Source organism: Rhizobium sp. NPDC092011, assembly GCF_044756305.1.
Lineage (GTDB): Bacteria > Pseudomonadota > Alphaproteobacteria > Rhizobiales > Rhizobiaceae > Rhizobium.
The window spans coordinates 824,969-840,633 of sequence record NZ_JBIVSO010000002.1 but is presented as its reverse complement, the minus strand read 5'-3'; the positions used below and the strand labels follow the sequence as shown (position 1 = coordinate 840,633).

The following is a 15,665-nucleotide window of genomic DNA, read 5'->3' as shown; positions in this document are numbered from 1 at the left end:
CAATGGTTTCCACCAGAAACCCCGGCAATTTGGCAGGCCACTGTTGCGCAAACAGCAAAACGGCGCCCGTGCCGCAACTGATGGGATACCGGACGCCATGCATTCAAGATGCGTCAGCCTCGCCGCCGACCGCATTTGCAATGCCTTTCGCACGATCGCTGGCGATTACTCGCTGATGACGATGCGCGTATTATGCAGCCCGACATCCGACGCCAGCGCGAAGAAGGTTGCAGCGTTGCGGGTCTCGAGCCGCACACAGCCATGCGATGCCGGCCTGCCGAGTTGCCTCACCTCGTAGGTTCCATGAACCGCGTAACCGCCATTGAAGAAAACGGCATAGGGCATGGGCGCATCGTCGTATTTCTTCGAGCGATGATCCTTGGAGAGCCATTTGGCAGTATAAGAGCCGATCGGCGTGACGTAGCCCCTGCGAGCCGTCGATACCTTCCAGCGATACTTGAGAATACCATCTTCAGAGACGGTCATTGTCTGGGCGCGAAGATCCACGGTTGCAAGAACAGTGCCTGCATTCGCCGAAGCGACGTGAAGTTGTGTACATAGGCATGCGGCAACAGCTATCGTTACATATTTCATCTTATCCCCTCCGACTGTTTGCTTCTTCGTGAAGCAATTCAGACGATGGGAAAGCTTAGCAGCAGGCCAATTATACCAAATTAATACGTATAGTGAGCAATCTATTAATGGAAGCGACCGCTCAGAGTAGGATCAGGAACCCCACAAAGGCGAGAAACGTCAGCACGGAGCATGCCGAATAGAAGATAGTGATACCGGCTTCGATATCACTGACTGTGGCCGTATCCCGGCCGGCGCCATTGATCATCGGCTCGCGCACCAGCTCGCCGCCGTAGATGCGCGGCCCCGCGAGCTGTATATCCAGCGCGCCGGCCATGGCCGCTTCCGGCCTCCCGGAGTTTGGCGACCGATGCAGACCGCCATCCCTGACCGCGATGCGAATGGCATTTCCGAGTGCTGAGATCCCGCGCTTGGCAAGGGCACCGATCGCGATCAGCAGGATCGACAGCCTTGCGGCCGGCCAGTTCGCGATATCATCCAACCGTGCGGCAGCCCGCCCGAAGTCGATATAGGTCTCGGATTTATGGCCGATCATCGAATCAGCGGTGTTGAGCATCTTGTAGAAGAACAGCCCAGGCAGGCCGAAAATTCCGTACCAAAGTGCCGGCGCCACGACGCCATCGGAAAAGTTTTCGGCGAGACTTTCGATCGCCGCCCGGCAAACGCCAGGCTCATCGAGCGTTTCGGGATCGCGGCCGACGATACGCGAAACCGCAAGACGGCCGCCCTCCAATCCATCGGTCCGCAGAGCCTGGGACACCTCGCCCACATGATCGGCCAGGCTCTTCTGTGCGAGGAACACGGCCACCAGCGCCGCTTCGACCAAGATGCCGAGCCAGCCGAAGAAAGCGAGAAAACCATGGGCCGCCCAGCCGATGATGATCGCGCCCATAAGCAGCGCGACGATCGACATGAGGCCATTGCGGCGCCGAAGCACGCCGGAGAGATGTTTCCCGTTGAAGCGCTGATCGAAGTAGGAAATCGCCTTGCCGAACAGCACGACCGGATGCGGCAGCCGCTGCCACAGCCAATCGGGGTCCCCAACGATGCGATCCAGCAGCAACGCAAGCACGAGAATGAGCAGATGTTCGTCGGCGGTCATATCGAATAATCCTCTAGAGCAGGATACCGAAAAGTGTCAGCCGCTTTCGGATGACATCATGCTCTACTTATTTGTTTCTGAAGCGGATTCAGATTTTAGGTCGAACAGACCTGAAATCATCCGACCCCAGTGCCCCGGCGAGTCTTCGGTCCGCCTCCTCATCCGGAGCAAGGCCGAAGCGCAGCCAATTGCGCGCATAATCGAACTTGCGGACAAGAATATGGTGGCGGCAGAGATGCGTATATAGGCCCTCCGCGCGGTCGTCGGCAACCAGTGTGAACAACGCCGTGCCACCCGCGACGGACAGGCCGGAGCGACGAAGAATCGTCTCGAGCGCGGAACGCCGGTCTAGAATGCGGTGGCGAATGACACTCGCATCGCTTTCCATGAGGGAAGCGGCGATCGACAGCGCCGGACCGGATACCGCCCAGGGGCCGAGCCAATCCTCGAATCGGTCCAAGACCGACGCCTCGGCAATGACGAAGCCAAGCCGCAAGCCGGCCATGCCGAAAAACTTACCGAACGACCGGAAGATGATGAGGCCCGGCATGGACGATGCATAGGGCACGATGCTGGCTTCCGGCTCGACATCGCCGAATGCCTCGTCGACCAGGAGAAGGCCACCGCGTTGGCATTGCCTCTCGTGCAAATCACGCAGCTGATCGATCGACAACAGCCGCCCATCGGGATTGTTGGGATTGACCACGACGACGAGCCTATCGTCCTCGGCCAGATCGGCGATCGTCAAAACCTGCCGCACTCGCAGGCCGGCGAGCGTGAAGGCCCGGGCATATTCACCATAGGTGGGCGACAGGATGGCAGCGCTTCCGCCCTGCAGGAGCCTGGGAAGCAGCTGGATAACGGATTGCGTGCCTGGAACGGGCAAGGGTGGAATATCGCCGCTCCGGTAATATCCCCTCGCCGCTTCGCGTGCCCGCTCCTGCAGGTGCTGGTCGGGCAGCCGATGCCAGGCCGCGACGGGCACATCCGGCAAGACGACGGGATTGGGGTTGATGCCGGTCGACAGATCCAGCCAGTCTTCCGGCCGGCCGCCATATTGACGAGCCGCAGCGGTAATACCGCCGCCATGTACGATCCTGTCCGTCATTCAACATCACCGGCAAGATCGATCAGATGCATATAGGAGCCAGCGACGTTGGCACGCTGAAGTCCAGCCACGCCCAAATCGGCGCCAAGAGCATCCCTGACAGCAAACAGACGATCCGCCTCGCCTTCCGAAACGATAGTCGAATAGTGAAACTCATGCGCCGTCATCGGCTTTTGAAAGAATGAGCCGAGCGGCGCCAAGCGCCGATAGCCCAGATGTCGCTGCCGCTTCTCGTAGCTGGTCACGACGGGCAACAGGCCGAGCATGGCATGACGCATTCCCGCCGCATCGATCAGCCCGTCGCCGAGCACCATATAGCCACCGCATTCGCCATAGATTCGCGCCCCACGCGCCGCCGCATCCCTCATGCCCTGATGGAATTGATGAGCGCCTGCGAGCTTGCCCGCATGCAGTTCGGGATAGCCGCCGGGCAGATAGATCGCATCGGCGTCATCCGCAGGCGCCTCGTCCGCTAAAGGCGAAAAGAAGGAAATCTCCGCGCCGCGTCGCCGCCAACCGAGCAGCATGTGTTCATAGCAGAAGGCAAAAGCCATATCCCGGGCCACTGCGATACGCTGCCCGAGCGGCATGAGCCGCGCGATATTGGCGGCCGACGGGCGCACGACATTCTGCTGCGCTGCCCTCAGCAGCATCTCGAAATTGCATGCCTTGGATACGATCCCGGCCGCAGTTTCGATGAAATGTTCCAGCGCGACATGCTCTCCCGCCTGCACAAGCCCCAGATGTCTCTCCGGCAGCGCCAGGCTCTTGTCACTGCCGATCACGGCAAAAACAGGCATCCGCACCGCATCCAGCGCCCGACGCAGCATCCCCTCATGTCTCTCGCTGGCGACACGATTAAGCACGACGCCCGCGATACGAATATCGGCCCGGAAATTGGCGAAACCGCTGACGACAGCCGCAACGGAATGCGACATGCGCGAGACATCGATCACCAGCACGATCGGAAGATTGAGCAGAGCAGCGAGATCGGCCGGCGATCCGGAGCCGTCGGCCGCGCCGTCGAATAGCCCCATCATCGCCTCGATGACGAGCATCCGTCCTCCGACGCGATGCAGCGCCGAGTTGGCGGAAATGAGCTCGGGGCGCATGGCCCACGGGTCGAAATTGAGACAGGGCGACCCCGCCGCGGCGGCATGAAAGGCGGGATCGATATAATCGGGACCGGCCTTGCCTGGCGCGATGGGGATGTTCTTCTGCCGCAACGCCCGCAGCAGGCCGAGCGTAAAAGTGGTTTTGCCGGAGCCGGATGCCGGGGCAGCTATCATCACGCCGCTCATGCCGACACCCTATGCCCGTTTTCTGCACGCGTCTCCGTCGCGGGCAGCAGCTTGCGACCGGCAAGTGCGCCGAGCCAATCGAGGGAGGGGCGCAATTTCACGACTTCGCCGACGACGACGATGGCGGGAGGTTCCAAACCAGAGGCTTCGACATCGGCCGTCGCCCGACCAAGCGTCGTCTCCAGCACCTGTTGCGCGGACGTTGCCGCATTGCAGACGAAAGCGACCGGCTCGTCCGCCGAGCGACCGGCCGCGATAAGATTGGCGCTGATCTGGGCAATATGTTTCATCGCCATATACATGACGATAACGGGCGAGCCCTTGCCGATCGCATCCCAGTTGATCGCATCAGGCACGAGACCCGACGAATCATGGCCGGTCAGGAATGTAACGGCGTGATTGACGTCACGATGGGTAACGGGAATGCCGGCATAGGCAAGCCCCCCGATGCCGGCGGTAATGCCGGGAACGATGCGGAAGGGAATGCCATGCTCGACCAGGGTCAAGGCTTCCTCACCACCTCGTCCGAAGACGAAGGGATCACCGCCCTTCAAGCGCAGAACACGCTTGCCGGCACGCGCCAGTTCCACGAGGCGCAACGAGATATCCCGCTGCTTGGCCGAAGGCTTTCCGCCGCGCTTGCCGGCATATTCAAGCACCGCACCCGGGCGGGCGAGCTTCAGGCAATCCTCGTTCACGAGGGCGTCATGCACGACGATATCGGCTTCGGCCAGCCCCTTGGCGGCCAGCAGGGTCAACAGCCCTGCATCTCCCGGCCCGGCACCCACGAGCCAGACGGAGCCCGGCTCAAGTGCCGGAAGATTGGAAAATGCGGTATCGCTCATCCCATCTGTCCTATGCCCGCATGGGTGAAATTGCAATGTTGAGAACAGGATAAGGCGGTGTCCCTCTCGCTTCGAGGCGGCTCATGGGAGCGTCCGCATTTGGTCGGAACGAATGGCGCTTCCGACCACGGCGAGAACCGAAACCTCAATGCCCGCAGCTCGGTTTGTGGGGGCAACGCTTCCGAAAATGCGGTTGACCCAAATGACGGGCGGCGAAATACCCGGTCTGCAGAGAAGGATAGCGCGAAGAGAGCCCGAGCCCTCTTCGCGTCAGAGGCTTAGTGCTTCACTTTGCCGACGATGACGTCCCGGATCAGGTCCAGGACCTGCTGCGAGCGAATACCCGTGCAGGCGATCTGGCTCGGCAGATTGTCCCAATCACCAGGCGGGAAGCGGCGGCCGTCCTGCTTGATAACAGTCTGGCCATCGGCAATGCCGCCGCAGACAACGCGCATCGATCCTTCGATCGTGTCGAACAGCTCCGGCGCCACGACGTAGACGCAGGCGCAGCTGTCGTGCACCATCATGCCGTCTTCGACCGCATGCTTGTAGAAGTCGATGTAGGATTGCGAGAGGTCGGCCAACAACTGCACGGACGGGCCACCCGCCTTTGCCATGTCTGCAAGGTAGCTGCGGCTCATCGTCGTCACCGACGTAACGTCAAGACCGACAACGACAACCTTCCACGGCGCCTTGACGATGAAATCGGCGGCTTCCGGATCGCCATGGATATTGGCCTCAGCAACCGGGGAGACATTGCCCGGCACATAGAAATTGCCGCCCATGATCACGACGCCCTTCACCAGCGACGCGATCTCCGGGTCGTGCTTCAGCGCCAGAGCCAGATTGGTCATGCGGCCGACTGCGACGAGGGTCACTTCGCCCGGATTGGCGCGAACGGTGTCGATGATGAACTGATAGGCCGGCCGCGGATCGGTCGGCAGGTCGATCGTCTCGGGCACGTCGATGTCGCCGAGGCCGTTATGGCCATGAACCATCGTCGGCCATGGGCGCTCCTGTCTTGAAGGATCGAACGTGACGCTGGCGCCGCGAGCCACGGGGCACGGAATATTCCACTCGCGCTTCAGGAACAGCGCGTTGCGCGTCGTCGTATCAACGGAGGCGTTGCCGAAAACCGTCGTCACGCCCAGAAGATCGATATTCGGGTGACGATGCAGGAAGAGAAGCGCCATGGCGTCATCGACGCCCGGATCCGTATCATAAATGACCTTATGCATGTTTTTTCCTTACCAACATACTGAATAAGCTTGATCTTCCGGAAAGTTCCTCCCGTCGCGGACCATGCTTGAACTACTGGAATACACGAGATCCGCCGATGGCGAAATGCTGCCATGGCGTCGCATGGATCATTTGTGGAATTCGCGGCGCTTTTGACGCTCAGGCGATCCTGGCGATCGCCACGGTAGCAGCGCCGGACTTCATCTTGGGAAGCGCGAGCTCTGCATCGGGACCGGCCGCCGCCAAGGCGGCCGCCTCGGCAACGCCATGGCAACCGACATGGGCGAAGACCAGCTCGGACGGGTTCTTCAGGCGAGGCGTCTCCTGCTCAAGCGTCGCCGCTTTGAAGAAGCGTACCGGTAGCCGAAAATGCGTGGCAACCTCGAGGATGGCCGGTTCGTCCATGCGGGTGTCGATCGAAACCACCGCCAGAAGCTGCTCGCTTCCGATGCCAACCTCCTGCAAGGCCCTCTCCACCAGCATTCGGACCTCATTCCAGTCGGCGCCGCTCTCGCAGCCCAGGCCGAGAATGTAACGGCGGGTGCAATCGGCATATGTCGTCATGCTCACTCCACGGTGACGGCGGCGGACGCCGATAGCTGTAACCACACGAACCCGGCTCGTCAATTTTGCTCGCTGTGTCCCGCAGGCGATTGCCATGGCGCTGCGGGAGTGCAAGAAGGCCTTTGATTTCAAGCCCCAGAGTTTCCGCCTTGCACGACATCACCCTTCAGATCCTGCTTCTGCTCTTTGCCACCGCTTTCTTTGCCGGTTTTGTCGACTCCATCGCCGGCGGCGGCGGATTGGTGACCGTGCCCGCCATGTTGCTCGCGGGCATACCGCCGTTGCAGACGCTCGGCACCAACAAGCTGCAATCGATCTTCGGCTCGGCCTCTGCAACCATCGCCTATGCACGGCAGGGGCATGTGCAGCTTCGAGAACAGCTGCCCATGGCACTTATGGCCGTGATCGGCGGCATGTTCGGCGCAATGCTGGCAACGGTCATGCCGAGCGAGGTGCTGCGCATCATCCTGCCGTTCCTGCTGATCGCCATCGCGCTCTATTTCGCCGTGAAGCCGAATTTAGGCGACGTCGAGAAGCACCGACGCATGAGCGCAGGCCTTTTTGGCGTTACGCTCGTGCCGCTGATCGGCTTCTACGATGGCGCATTCGGGCCAGGCACGGGTTCATTCCTGATGCTCGCCTTCGTGACGCTCGCGGGCTTCGGTCTGTTGAAAGCGACGGCCCATACGAAGCTGCTCAATTTCGGCTCGAACCTCGGCAGCCTGATCGTCTTTACCTTCTCCGGCGCCATCCTTTGGAAAGTTGGTCTGACCATGGGACTCGGCCAATTCCTCGGCGCCCAGCTCGGCTCGCGGCTTGCCATGCGCATCGGCGCAAAGCTCATCAAACCGCTGCTCGTCATCGTCTGCATCGCCTTTGCCGTAAAACTTCTGGCAGACCCGACCCATCCCGTGCGGGTCTGGCTCGGGCTGTAAGAAACGGACTTTGATTACCTCCGACGTAATTGATACTGCTCCGATACGCACCGATGATCGCCCTGCCTGAACGGTTCAGGCGATCCAAAGGAGTTGACCGATGACTGAAGCCGCTATCATTGCCGAACGTTACATCGCCATCTGGAACGAGGCCGATGCCGAGCGCCGTCGTGCCCTCATTGCCGAAGCTTGGACGGAGAACTGCAGCTATATCGACCCGATGATGCGCGCCGACAACCGCGAGCAGATCCACGCGCTGGTCACGGCCGCGCACGACCGCTTCCCCGGTTTTCGCTTCACGTTGATTTCCGACGGCGACCGCCATGGCGACAATCTGCGCTTCTCCTGGGGCTTCGGTCCGGTCGATGCCGAACCGCTGATCAAGGGTACGGATTTCGCCATATTGGAAGGCGACCGGCTGAAGTCCGTTCACGGCTTTATCGACCAACTGCCGGTTGCGGCATGATGAGCCCTGCCCGCTCTCTCGGCGATTACCTGCGCGAATGGCGGCAGCGACGCCGCCTGAGCCAGCTCGAATTCGCCCTTGAAGCCGATGTTTCGCAACGACATCTCAGCTTCATCGAGAGCGGGCGCTCGCTTCCAAGCCGCGAGATGCTCATGCATCTCGCAGAGAGGCTCGGCATACCGCTACGCGAGCGCAACCCAATGCTTCTCGCGGCGGGATTTGCCCCGGTCTTTCCCGAGCGCAAACTCGACGATCCGGCACTTGCCCCGGCAAGGCGCGCCATCGACATGATCTTGAAGGGGCATGAGCCCTTCCCGGCTCTGGCGGTCGATCGGCACTGGACGCTGGTCGCCGCCAACGCTGCGGTCGCACCGCTACTCGCCGGCGTCGTCGATACCTCGCTCACCGAGGGGTCGATCAATGTTCTCCGGCTCAGCTTGCATCCCCAGGGTCTGGCACCGCGGATCGCCAATCTCGCCGAATGGCGCGCGCATCTGTTGGAACGGCTGCGCCAGCAGATCTCGGCAACCGGCGATCCAGTGCTGACAAGGCTGCTGGAGGAACTGTCGGCCTATCCGGCACCCGCGATGCACAAGATCGCCCCGGAACAGGACTTTGCCGGGATTGCGGTGCCGCTGGAGCTTATCACCGAGGCGGGACAACTCTCATTCCTGTCCACGACGACCGTCTTCGGCACACCTGTCGATGTCACTCTGTCGGAACTCGCGATCGAATCCTTCTTCCCTGCAAACCCGCAGACTGCGGAAGCGCTGAGAGCGATGCTGCCGGATGCTTGAAAGCCCGACCAGCGATCAGAACTCGACGCCGGGCTGACCCTTGATGCCGGAACGGAAGGGATGCTTGATCAACTCCATCTCGGTGACGAGATCGGCGATCTCGATCAGCTCTTCCTTGGCGTTGCGGCCCGTCAGAACGACATGGGTCATGTAGGGCTTTTCGTTCCTGAGAAATTCCAGCACCTCGTTGATATCGAGATAGTCGTAACGAAGCGCGATGTTGATCTCATCGAGCAGCACCATGGAATTGCGCTCGTCGCGGATCAGTTCCTTGGCCTTTTCCCAGGCAGCAGAGGCGGCCGCCACGTCGCGGGCGCGATCCTGCGTCTCCCAGGTGAATCCCTCGCCCATCGTATGAAACTGGCAGAGATCGGAGAAATGCTTCTCGATCAGGTCGCGCTCACCGGTCCACATGGCACCCTTGATGAACTGCACCACGGCGCTGGGTTTTCCATGAGCGATATGACGGAAGATCATGCCGAAAGCGGAGGAGGATTTTCCTTTGCCTTTGCCGGTGTGAACAATGATCAGGCCCTTCTCGTCGGTCTTGGTTGCCATGATCTTGTCGCGCGCGGCCTTCTTCTTGGCCATCTTGTCGGCATGACGGGCATCGTCGTTCTTCGGTGCATCCACGCCGCTTTCGGCCAATTCGTCGCTCATTATAGTCTCCCGGATATGATCGATTTTTGTGCCAGCGGCCCGCCGCGCCAGAGATAGAGCGCGACAAGCGGCTCATCTTCGGTGCGCATGGCATGGCGAATATTCGAAGGGTGATGGATGATCCCGCCCGACCAGTGCGGCAGGAATGGCTGTCCATCCTTGCTCCACAGCGAGCCATCGGTCAGCGGGATATAGATTTCCTCGGCCGTGTGATGGTGATCCGGGTAATGCACGCCACGCCCCAGCAACAGGAAACCACCGGCCATCTCCTTGCTTGCGAAATGTCCGCGCATGCCGAACAGCTCGACCCAGCCGTATTTCTCAAGAAAATCGCTGCCGAAATCGGTGATGCTGTAGGTCTGAGCCCAATGCAGCACATCAGCTGCGCGCGAGAGCTCGCCGAACAGCGCTCCTTCCGCTCCGTTCCCTGCCGGATGTATTTCGCGAAGACTACGAACGACAGGCAGATCTCGCGCCGCAAGCGACCGCTCCTCCATCGACCAGTCAAAACCATCGATGAAATGCTTCAGCGTCAAGTCGGTGCGCGATAGAAGATAGTTCCGAAAGGCAATCAAAAGCGCGTGGACCGCATTCATGCCGCCACCTCTTTTCCATCCTTCAGGCCTTCCAGATCGAACCGCGCCGAATTGCTTTTCGGAGTCCAGAGATTGCGATCGATCGCCTCCAGCAAGCGTTCCCGCATATCCGTTAGCGCGGCCGGATTCTTCTCTGCCATAAAATCGCGCACGCGCTGATCGACGACGAAGGCCTGGTAGACCGCCTCGAAATGATGATTGCGTACCGCACCCGTCGTCGCGGCAAAGGCGAAAAGATAGTCCACCGTTGCGGCGATCTCAAAGGCACCCTTGTAGCCGTGGCGCATGATGCCGTCGATCCATTTGGGATTGACGACGCGCCCGCGCACCACGCGACCGATCTCTTCTTCCAGCGAACGGATCACAGGCTTTTCCGGCCTCGAATGATCGTTGTGATAGATCGAAGGCCGCACCCCGCCGAGCTGCTCGGCCGCCGCCGCCATGCCACCCTCGAACTGATAATAGTCGTCGCTGTCGAGCAGGTCGTGTTCGCGATTGTCTTGGTTCTGCACCACCGCCTGGATCGAGCGCAACCGCTCCTCGAAGACGCCGCGCTCGGCTCTGCCTTCCTCGCCGGCTCCGTACGCATAGCTACCCCAGACGAGATAGGCCTCGGCCAGATCCGCGCGCCGCTCCCAGCCTTTCTCATCGATAAGCGCCTGCAGACCGGCACCATAAGCTCCGGGTTTGGATCCGAAAATGCGATAGCCGGCTCGGCGGCTGGCGGCAGCCTTGTCGAGGCCGGCGGCTTCAAGCCGCGCAATCTCGCCCCGCATGCGCGCCGCAATCGGATTGTCGGTCTCATCCTCTTCCAGCATGCCGACAGCGCGGATTGCCTTGTCAAATAAAGCGATCTGCTCGGGAAAAGCATCACGGAAGAAGCCTGAGATGCGCAGCGTGACATCGACACGCGGCCGCCGGAGCATCGCTGGCGGAATGATTTCGTAGCCGGTGACACGGCGCGACGTCATATCCCAGACGGGCTTGACGCCGATCAATGCCTGAGCCTGCGCGATATCATCGCCGCCGGTTCGCATGTTCGACGTGCCCCAAGCCGTCAGACCGAAGGAAACGGGCCACTCGCCGTGATCCTGGACATACCGGCGGATGAGCAATTCGGCCGATTTACTGCCGAGCTCATAGGCCGCCGGTGTCGGCACGGCACGGCTGTCGACCGAATAGAAATTCCGACCGGTCGGGAGCACATCCGGCCGTCCCCGCGTCGGCGCACCGGAGGGGCCGGGCGGAACGAAACGGCCGTCCAGACCCTTCAACAGCGCCGCGATTTCGGCTTCGCCGCAGGCGAGGATGGATGGCTGGAGCGTTGCGGCAATTTCGCCGAGAACAATGTTGGTCTCTGGCCAGTTGTCGGGGCAAATTATCTCGCCGTCGACGAGTTTTGCGGCCAGAAGTTCGATGCGTTCGACCGTGTCGCCATGTGTGCGCCAGGGAGCGTCGGAGATATCTTGAAGAATAACGGGGCGCTGGCCGGTCCATTCGGCGGCCATATCGCAATCCAGCGGATCAAATGGCTTTTGAGCCGGAGCGCTTCCTTCAGTATCTCGGGACTCAAAAGCATCCCGTGCAATCGCCCGCTGCAGGCTCTGATCGCCCCCCTCGCCCAGCCCGCGCGGCACCCGCGCCAGCGCTACCGTCAAATCAGTCAGCAATCGTCCGGTAGGCGAAACGCCAAAGATGTGCAGTCCATCGCGAATCTGCATTTCCTTGAGGTCGCAGAGATAGGCATCCAGCTTGCGCAAGGCCTCATCTTCGCCCTCACCCTTGGCGATGCCGGCATCCTGATCGAGACCGATATCGGCGACGAGATCGAGGATCTGCTTGCGCAGCAGACGGATGCGGCGCGGATCGCCGCCCGAAGCCTCATAATATTCGTCGACCAGCGCCTCCAGATCCTTGAGAGGGCCATAGCTTTCAGCGCGCGTCAGCGGCGGCGTCAGATGATCGATGATGACGGCGCTGGTGCGGCGCTTGGCCTGCGTGCCCTCGCCGGGATCATTGACGATGAAGGGGTAGAGGTTCGGCAGCGGCCCGAGGATCGCTTCCGGATAACAACTTTCCGACAGCGCCAGCGCTTTGCCAGGCAGCCATTCGAGATTGCCATGCTTGCCCATATGGATGACCGCATGGGCACCGAAGGAGCGGCGCAGGAACGCATAAAAGGCGAGATAGCCGTGGGGCGGAACGAGATCGGGAGAATGATAGCTCTCCTTCGGATCGATGTTGTAACCGCGTGCCGGCTGGATGCCGACCAGCACCTCGCCGAAGCGGGCGAACGGCAGGGCAAAGCCGTTATCGAGTGCATAGGGATCAGCCTCCGGCTCACCCCAGCGGCTTACGATGCCATCTTGAATCTGTTTGGGAAGCGACGAAAAGAAATCCTTGTAGTCGCTGAAGGAAAGCCTCTCGCGGACCATGCGGCCGTCATGCCCCGAATTTGTCGTCCCCTCCGCCAGATGCCGCATCAGCGCATCGCCATCGGAAGGCAGATCGGCAACGCCATAGCCAACCGCCCGCATCGCCTTCAGCACCTCGATCGTGCCGGCCGGTGTATCGAGTCCGACGCCGTTGCCCAGGCGTCCATCGCGGTTGGGATAGTTCGCCAGAACCAGCGCGACACGGCGATCGTCGGGCGACGTGTTGCGCAGCCGCGCCCAATTGGCGGCAAGCCGCGCCGTATAGCGCATGCGATCCTCGAGCGGTTCGCTGGCGACGATATTGGCCTCGACCCTTTCGTCATAGCGAGCCGCCGCCTTGAAGGACACGGCACGGGCAAGAACACGCCCATCGACTTCAGGCAGCGCCACGTTCATGCCGAGATCACGCGCCGACAGTCCCTGCGATGATGCCTCCCACGCCTCCTTCGACGAAGCCGAGAAGATGGCCTGCAGGACGATGGCATCGCCTGTCTCCAGGACCGTCGCCTGGCGAGCCGCGCCTGGCGCCGAAACGGCAAAACCGGTGGAATTGATGACCACACCCGGCTTCAATTCGGTAAAGACGCTTTCAAGGATGCCGACAGAGACCGGATCTTTGAGGCTATAGGCAAACACCGGCAGCGGCCGCATGCCCTCGCCGATAAGCGCCTGCATCATGGCTTCGACAGGCTTTGTCTCGCCGCTCTGTACGAGAGCGCGATAAAAGGAGATCGCCACGGTCGGGGGGGCGCGTCCCTCCGGGCCTACCACTTCCGAAGTGGAAACTCTCTTCCACTCCTCGACGCCGATCACGCCCCGGCCCGGCCACCATATGCCGGCCTTCATCAGGGGCACGGCAGGCATCGGCTTCTCCGCACCCGACAATATCGCCTCGGCATAGGCGAGAAACGCGTTCGAGTTCGTCTCGCCACCCTCGATCAGATAGGACCAGAGCGCATTGAGATCATCCAGCGCGACATTGGAGAAGGGCGTCAACCCAGGATCGGGCTTTGAATCCCCCGGCAATACAGCAATCAAGACACCCCGGCGCGCCGCACAGGCGTGCAGCGCCTCCAGCGCATAGTGGAAATAGCTCGCCCCTCCCAGCGCCCGGACGATGATGAGCTTCGCATGCCGAGCCGTCCGGTCGACATAGGTATCGACCGACATCGGATGCTTGAGGCTCATCAGGCTCGCAAGCCGAAGGGAACAGTCGCCCCCGCCATGCGCTGCGGCAATCGCCGCAAGCTCGGTATCGGCGGCCGACAGAAAAAGGATATCGCCGGGCGACTGCCCAAGATCGATCGCCTCTTCGCCGTCACTGATCGTTCCCTTTTGAGCTAGGAGGAGGTGCATGGACTGACCTTAGACCAGCGCCCCGATCGCCTTGCGAACGATCGCCTCGTCCATCTCGTGCAGACCGATGACCACAAGCCGGGTTGCACGGGCTTCGCCCGGTGTCCAGGCACGATCGAAGTAGGTATCGATACGGCTACCGACTGCCTGCAGCTGCAGGCGCATGGGCTTGCCGGGGACATCGACGAAGCCCTTGAGGCGCAGTACATCATGCTCTGCGATCACGCCCTTCAGCGCATCAACGAAGGCCACAGGATCGGCAATCGGGCCGAGTTCGACGACGAAGCTGTCGAACTCGTCGTGGTCGTGCGGCGTGCCGTCCTCATGCTCAAGCTCGTGATGCGATTTGCGGTTGACGATATCGTCTTCCGTGCCGATCCCGAGACCAAGCAGGACGGCGGCCGGCACATCGCCGTTCTTCGCCTCGATGATCGTCGGCTTGCGGACGGTACGCGAGGCAACTTCGGCGCGGACGCGGCCGAGACCGTCGACATCGATCAAGTCAGTCTTGTTGAGCACGATGAGGTCGGCGCAGGTCAGCTGATCCTCGAACAATTCCTCGATCGGGCTTTCGTGGTCGAGCGAATCGTCCTCGACGCGGCGAGCCTCCACCGCATCGTGATCGTCAGCGAAGCGGCCGGCGGCAACAGCGGCGCTATCGACCACGGTGATGACGCCATCGACGGTGACGTGGGTGCGGATATCAGGCCAGTTGAAGGCTGCGACCAGTGGCTGCGGCAGCGCAAGACCCGAGGTCTCGATAACAATGTGATCCGGACGCACATCGCGCTCCAGGAGCTTCGTCATGGTGGGAATGAAATCATCGGCAACCGTGCAGCAGATGCAGCCGTTGGTCAGCTCGATGATATCGTCTTCCGTGCAGTTCTCCGCGCCGCAGCCCTTGAGCACGTCGCCGTCGACTCCGAGATCGCCGAATTCGTTGATGATCAGCGCGATCTTCTTGCCGCCGGCATTCTGCAGGAGGTTGCGGATCATCGTCGTCTTGCCGGCGCCGAGAAAGCCGGTGATGACGGTAGCGGGAATCTTTTGCTGGTTCATATGGATTAACCCTTCATTTTCAGCGGCAGACCCGCTGCGATAAAATAAACTTCGGCACTTGCCGCCGCGACCATCTGGTGCAGACGGCCGGCGTGATCGCGAAACTCGCGCGCCATGCGATTTTCCGGCACGATTCCAAGGCCCACCTCGTTGGACACGAGAACGAGCCGCGATCTCGCTTGCGGCAGGAATTTCGTAAGAGTGGCGAACTCCGACATCATGTCTCGTTCCGCCATCATCAGATTGGTCACCCAAAGCGTCAGGCAGTCCACGAGAACAGCGCGTCCTTCGGCGTCGATGGCGGCGAGCTGCGCCACGAGATCCATCGGCTCCTCATGCGTCTGCCAGAGATCGCCGCGATCGGCACGATGCTGTGCAATGCGCTCGCGCATCTCGTCATCCCACGCCTGCCCTGTCGCCACGTAGTGACGTTCGAGGCCAGTGTCCAAAATCAGGGATTCGGCGAATCTGGATTTGCCGGAGCGCGCCCCACCGAGGACGAAGACAGACCGGGAGGTCGCGGAAGACATCAGCTATTCCCGCTCCCGCACGAAAGCGCGGGTCGGCAGCGTGGCGCTGAAACCGGAAACGGGCGTCTACACGCCGAA

At 61.1% G+C, this 15,665-nt stretch carries 15 protein-coding genes; 3 read left to right on the top strand and 12 right to left on the bottom strand.

The window, feature by feature from the left end; genetic code table 11:
* Positions 1 to 165: 165 nt before the first annotated feature.
* The 7 genes from ACIQJ2_RS12455 to ACIQJ2_RS12425 all read right to left on the bottom strand — a co-directional run bounded on the left by ACIQJ2_RS12455 (position 166) and on the right by ACIQJ2_RS12425 (position 6,753).
* Positions 166 to 594 carry a L,D-transpeptidase gene (locus tag ACIQJ2_RS12455; RefSeq protein ID WP_400668999.1) on the bottom strand — a complete coding sequence of 143 codons (429 nt, stop codon included), beginning with the start codon at positions 592 to 594 and terminating at the stop codon, positions 166 to 168.
* Positions 595 to 715: 121 nt separating this feature from the next.
* Positions 716 to 1,696 carry an adenosylcobinamide-phosphate synthase CbiB gene (cbiB, locus tag ACIQJ2_RS12450; protein ID WP_199147907.1) on the bottom strand — a complete coding sequence of 327 codons (981 nt, stop codon included), beginning with the start codon at positions 1,694 to 1,696 and terminating at the stop codon, positions 716 to 718.
* 88 nt (positions 1,697 to 1,784) lie between these two features.
* Entirely contained in the window at positions 1,785 to 2,804 is a 1,020-nt protein-coding gene (gene cobD / locus ACIQJ2_RS12445; RefSeq protein WP_400668995.1) for a threonine-phosphate decarboxylase CobD, read from the bottom strand.
* A complete protein-coding gene (locus ACIQJ2_RS12440) occupies positions 2,801 to 4,105 on the bottom strand; it encodes a cobyrinate a,c-diamide synthase (RefSeq protein WP_400668992.1) in 1,305 nt (434 codons plus the stop codon). Before ACIQJ2_RS12440 ends, cobD begins: the two co-directional genes overlap by 4 nt.
* A complete protein-coding gene (cobA, locus tag ACIQJ2_RS12435; protein WP_400668989.1) occupies positions 4,102 to 4,950 on the bottom strand; it encodes a uroporphyrinogen-III C-methyltransferase in 849 nt (282 codons plus the stop codon). Before cobA ends, ACIQJ2_RS12440 begins: the two co-directional genes overlap by 4 nt.
* Before the next feature lie 278 nt (positions 4,951 to 5,228).
* Positions 5,229 to 6,188, bottom strand: coding sequence for a nucleoside hydrolase (locus ACIQJ2_RS12430; RefSeq protein WP_199148405.1), 960 nt, complete (start codon positions 6,186 to 6,188; stop codon positions 5,229 to 5,231).
* 160 nt (positions 6,189 to 6,348) lie between these two features.
* On the bottom strand, positions 6,349 to 6,753 hold the full coding sequence (locus ACIQJ2_RS12425; RefSeq protein WP_400668986.1) for a cobalamin biosynthesis protein: 405 nt from the start codon (positions 6,751 to 6,753) through the stop codon (positions 6,349 to 6,351).
* Between the two features lie 149 nt (positions 6,754 to 6,902).
* Between ACIQJ2_RS12425 and ACIQJ2_RS12420 the strand changes: the two genes are divergently transcribed.
* The 3 genes from ACIQJ2_RS12420 (at position 6,903) to ACIQJ2_RS12410 (ending at position 8,951) form a co-directional block, all read left to right on the top strand.
* The gene (locus ACIQJ2_RS12420) at positions 6,903 to 7,688 is read left to right on the top strand and encodes a TSUP family transporter (RefSeq protein ID WP_400668983.1); all 786 of its coding nucleotides are present in this window, start codon (positions 6,903 to 6,905) and stop codon (positions 7,686 to 7,688) included.
* 100 nt (positions 7,689 to 7,788) lie between these two features.
* Entirely contained in the window at positions 7,789 to 8,154 is a 366-nt protein-coding gene (locus tag ACIQJ2_RS12415) for a nuclear transport factor 2 family protein (RefSeq protein WP_400668980.1), read from the top strand.
* Entirely contained in the window at positions 8,151 to 8,951 is an 801-nt protein-coding gene (locus ACIQJ2_RS12410; protein ID WP_400668978.1) for a helix-turn-helix domain-containing protein, read from the top strand. The genes ACIQJ2_RS12415 and ACIQJ2_RS12410 overlap by 4 nt, the downstream gene beginning before the upstream one ends.
* A gap of 15 nt (positions 8,952 to 8,966) precedes the next feature.
* On the opposite strand, the gene cobO is transcribed toward ACIQJ2_RS12410, so the two are convergent.
* The 5 genes from cobO to cobU are packed head-to-tail and all read right to left on the bottom strand — an operon-like array spanning position 8,967 to position 15,587.
* Positions 8,967 to 9,611, bottom strand: a complete 645-nt coding sequence (cobO, locus tag ACIQJ2_RS12405) for a cob(I)yrinic acid a,c-diamide adenosyltransferase (RefSeq protein WP_400668975.1) — start codon at positions 9,609 to 9,611, stop codon at positions 8,967 to 8,969.
* Positions 9,611 to 10,207, bottom strand: coding sequence for a dimethylsulfonioproprionate lyase family protein (locus ACIQJ2_RS12400; RefSeq protein WP_400668972.1), 597 nt, complete (start codon positions 10,205 to 10,207; stop codon positions 9,611 to 9,613). Before ACIQJ2_RS12400 ends, cobO begins: the two co-directional genes overlap by 1 nt.
* Positions 10,204 to 13,998 carry a cobaltochelatase subunit CobN gene (gene cobN / locus ACIQJ2_RS12395; RefSeq protein WP_400668969.1) on the bottom strand — a complete coding sequence of 1,265 codons (3,795 nt, stop codon included), beginning with the start codon at positions 13,996 to 13,998 and terminating at the stop codon, positions 10,204 to 10,206. Before cobN ends, ACIQJ2_RS12400 begins: the two co-directional genes overlap by 4 nt.
* Positions 13,999 to 14,007: 9 nt before the next feature.
* On the bottom strand, positions 14,008 to 15,057 hold the full coding sequence (gene cobW / locus ACIQJ2_RS12390) for a cobalamin biosynthesis protein CobW (RefSeq protein ID WP_400668966.1): 1,050 nt from the start codon (positions 15,055 to 15,057) through the stop codon (positions 14,008 to 14,010).
* 5 nt (positions 15,058 to 15,062) lie between these two features.
* A complete protein-coding gene (cobU, locus tag ACIQJ2_RS12385; RefSeq protein ID WP_400668963.1) occupies positions 15,063 to 15,587 on the bottom strand; it encodes a bifunctional adenosylcobinamide kinase/adenosylcobinamide-phosphate guanylyltransferase in 525 nt (174 codons plus the stop codon).
* Positions 15,588 to 15,665 lie beyond the last annotated feature (78 nt).

Excerpts from the sequence above, each read along its gene's own strand:
- ACIQJ2_RS12440 (WP_400668992.1), bottom strand. The coding sequence starts at position 4,105 with ATGAGCGGCGTGATGATAGCTGCCCCGGCATCCGGCTCCGGCAAAACC.
- ACIQJ2_RS12425 (WP_400668986.1), bottom strand. The coding sequence starts at position 6,753 with ATGACGACATATGCCGATTGCACCCGCCGTTACATTCTCGGCCTGGGC.
- cobW (WP_400668966.1), bottom strand. The coding sequence starts at position 15,057 with ATGAACCAGCAAAAGATTCCCGCTACCGTCATCACCGGCTTTCTCGGC.
- ACIQJ2_RS12430 (WP_199148405.1), bottom strand. The coding sequence starts at position 6,188 with ATGCATAAGGTCATTTATGATACGGATCCGGGCGTCGATGACGCCATG.
- ACIQJ2_RS12410 (WP_400668978.1), top strand. The coding sequence starts at position 8,151 with ATGATGAGCCCTGCCCGCTCTCTCGGCGATTACCTGCGCGAATGGCGG.
- cobO (WP_400668975.1), bottom strand. The coding sequence starts at position 9,611 with ATGAGCGACGAATTGGCCGAAAGCGGCGTGGATGCACCGAAGAACGAC.
- ACIQJ2_RS12455 (WP_400668999.1), bottom strand. The coding sequence starts at position 594 with ATGAAATATGTAACGATAGCTGTTGCCGCATGCCTATGTACACAACTT.
- cobU (WP_400668963.1), bottom strand. The coding sequence starts at position 15,587 with ATGTCTTCCGCGACCTCCCGGTCTGTCTTCGTCCTCGGTGGGGCGCGC.
- ACIQJ2_RS12400 (WP_400668972.1), bottom strand. The coding sequence starts at position 10,207 with ATGAATGCGGTCCACGCGCTTTTGATTGCCTTTCGGAACTATCTTCTA.
- cobN (WP_400668969.1), bottom strand. The coding sequence starts at position 13,998 with ATGCACCTCCTCCTAGCTCAAAAGGGAACGATCAGTGACGGCGAAGAG.
- cobA (WP_400668989.1), bottom strand. The coding sequence starts at position 4,950 with ATGAGCGATACCGCATTTTCCAATCTTCCGGCACTTGAGCCGGGCTCC.
- cobD (WP_400668995.1), bottom strand. The coding sequence starts at position 2,804 with ATGACGGACAGGATCGTACATGGCGGCGGTATTACCGCTGCGGCTCGT.
- cbiB (WP_199147907.1), bottom strand. The coding sequence starts at position 1,696 with ATGACCGCCGACGAACATCTGCTCATTCTCGTGCTTGCGTTGCTGCTG.
- ACIQJ2_RS12415 (WP_400668980.1), top strand. The coding sequence starts at position 7,789 with ATGACTGAAGCCGCTATCATTGCCGAACGTTACATCGCCATCTGGAAC.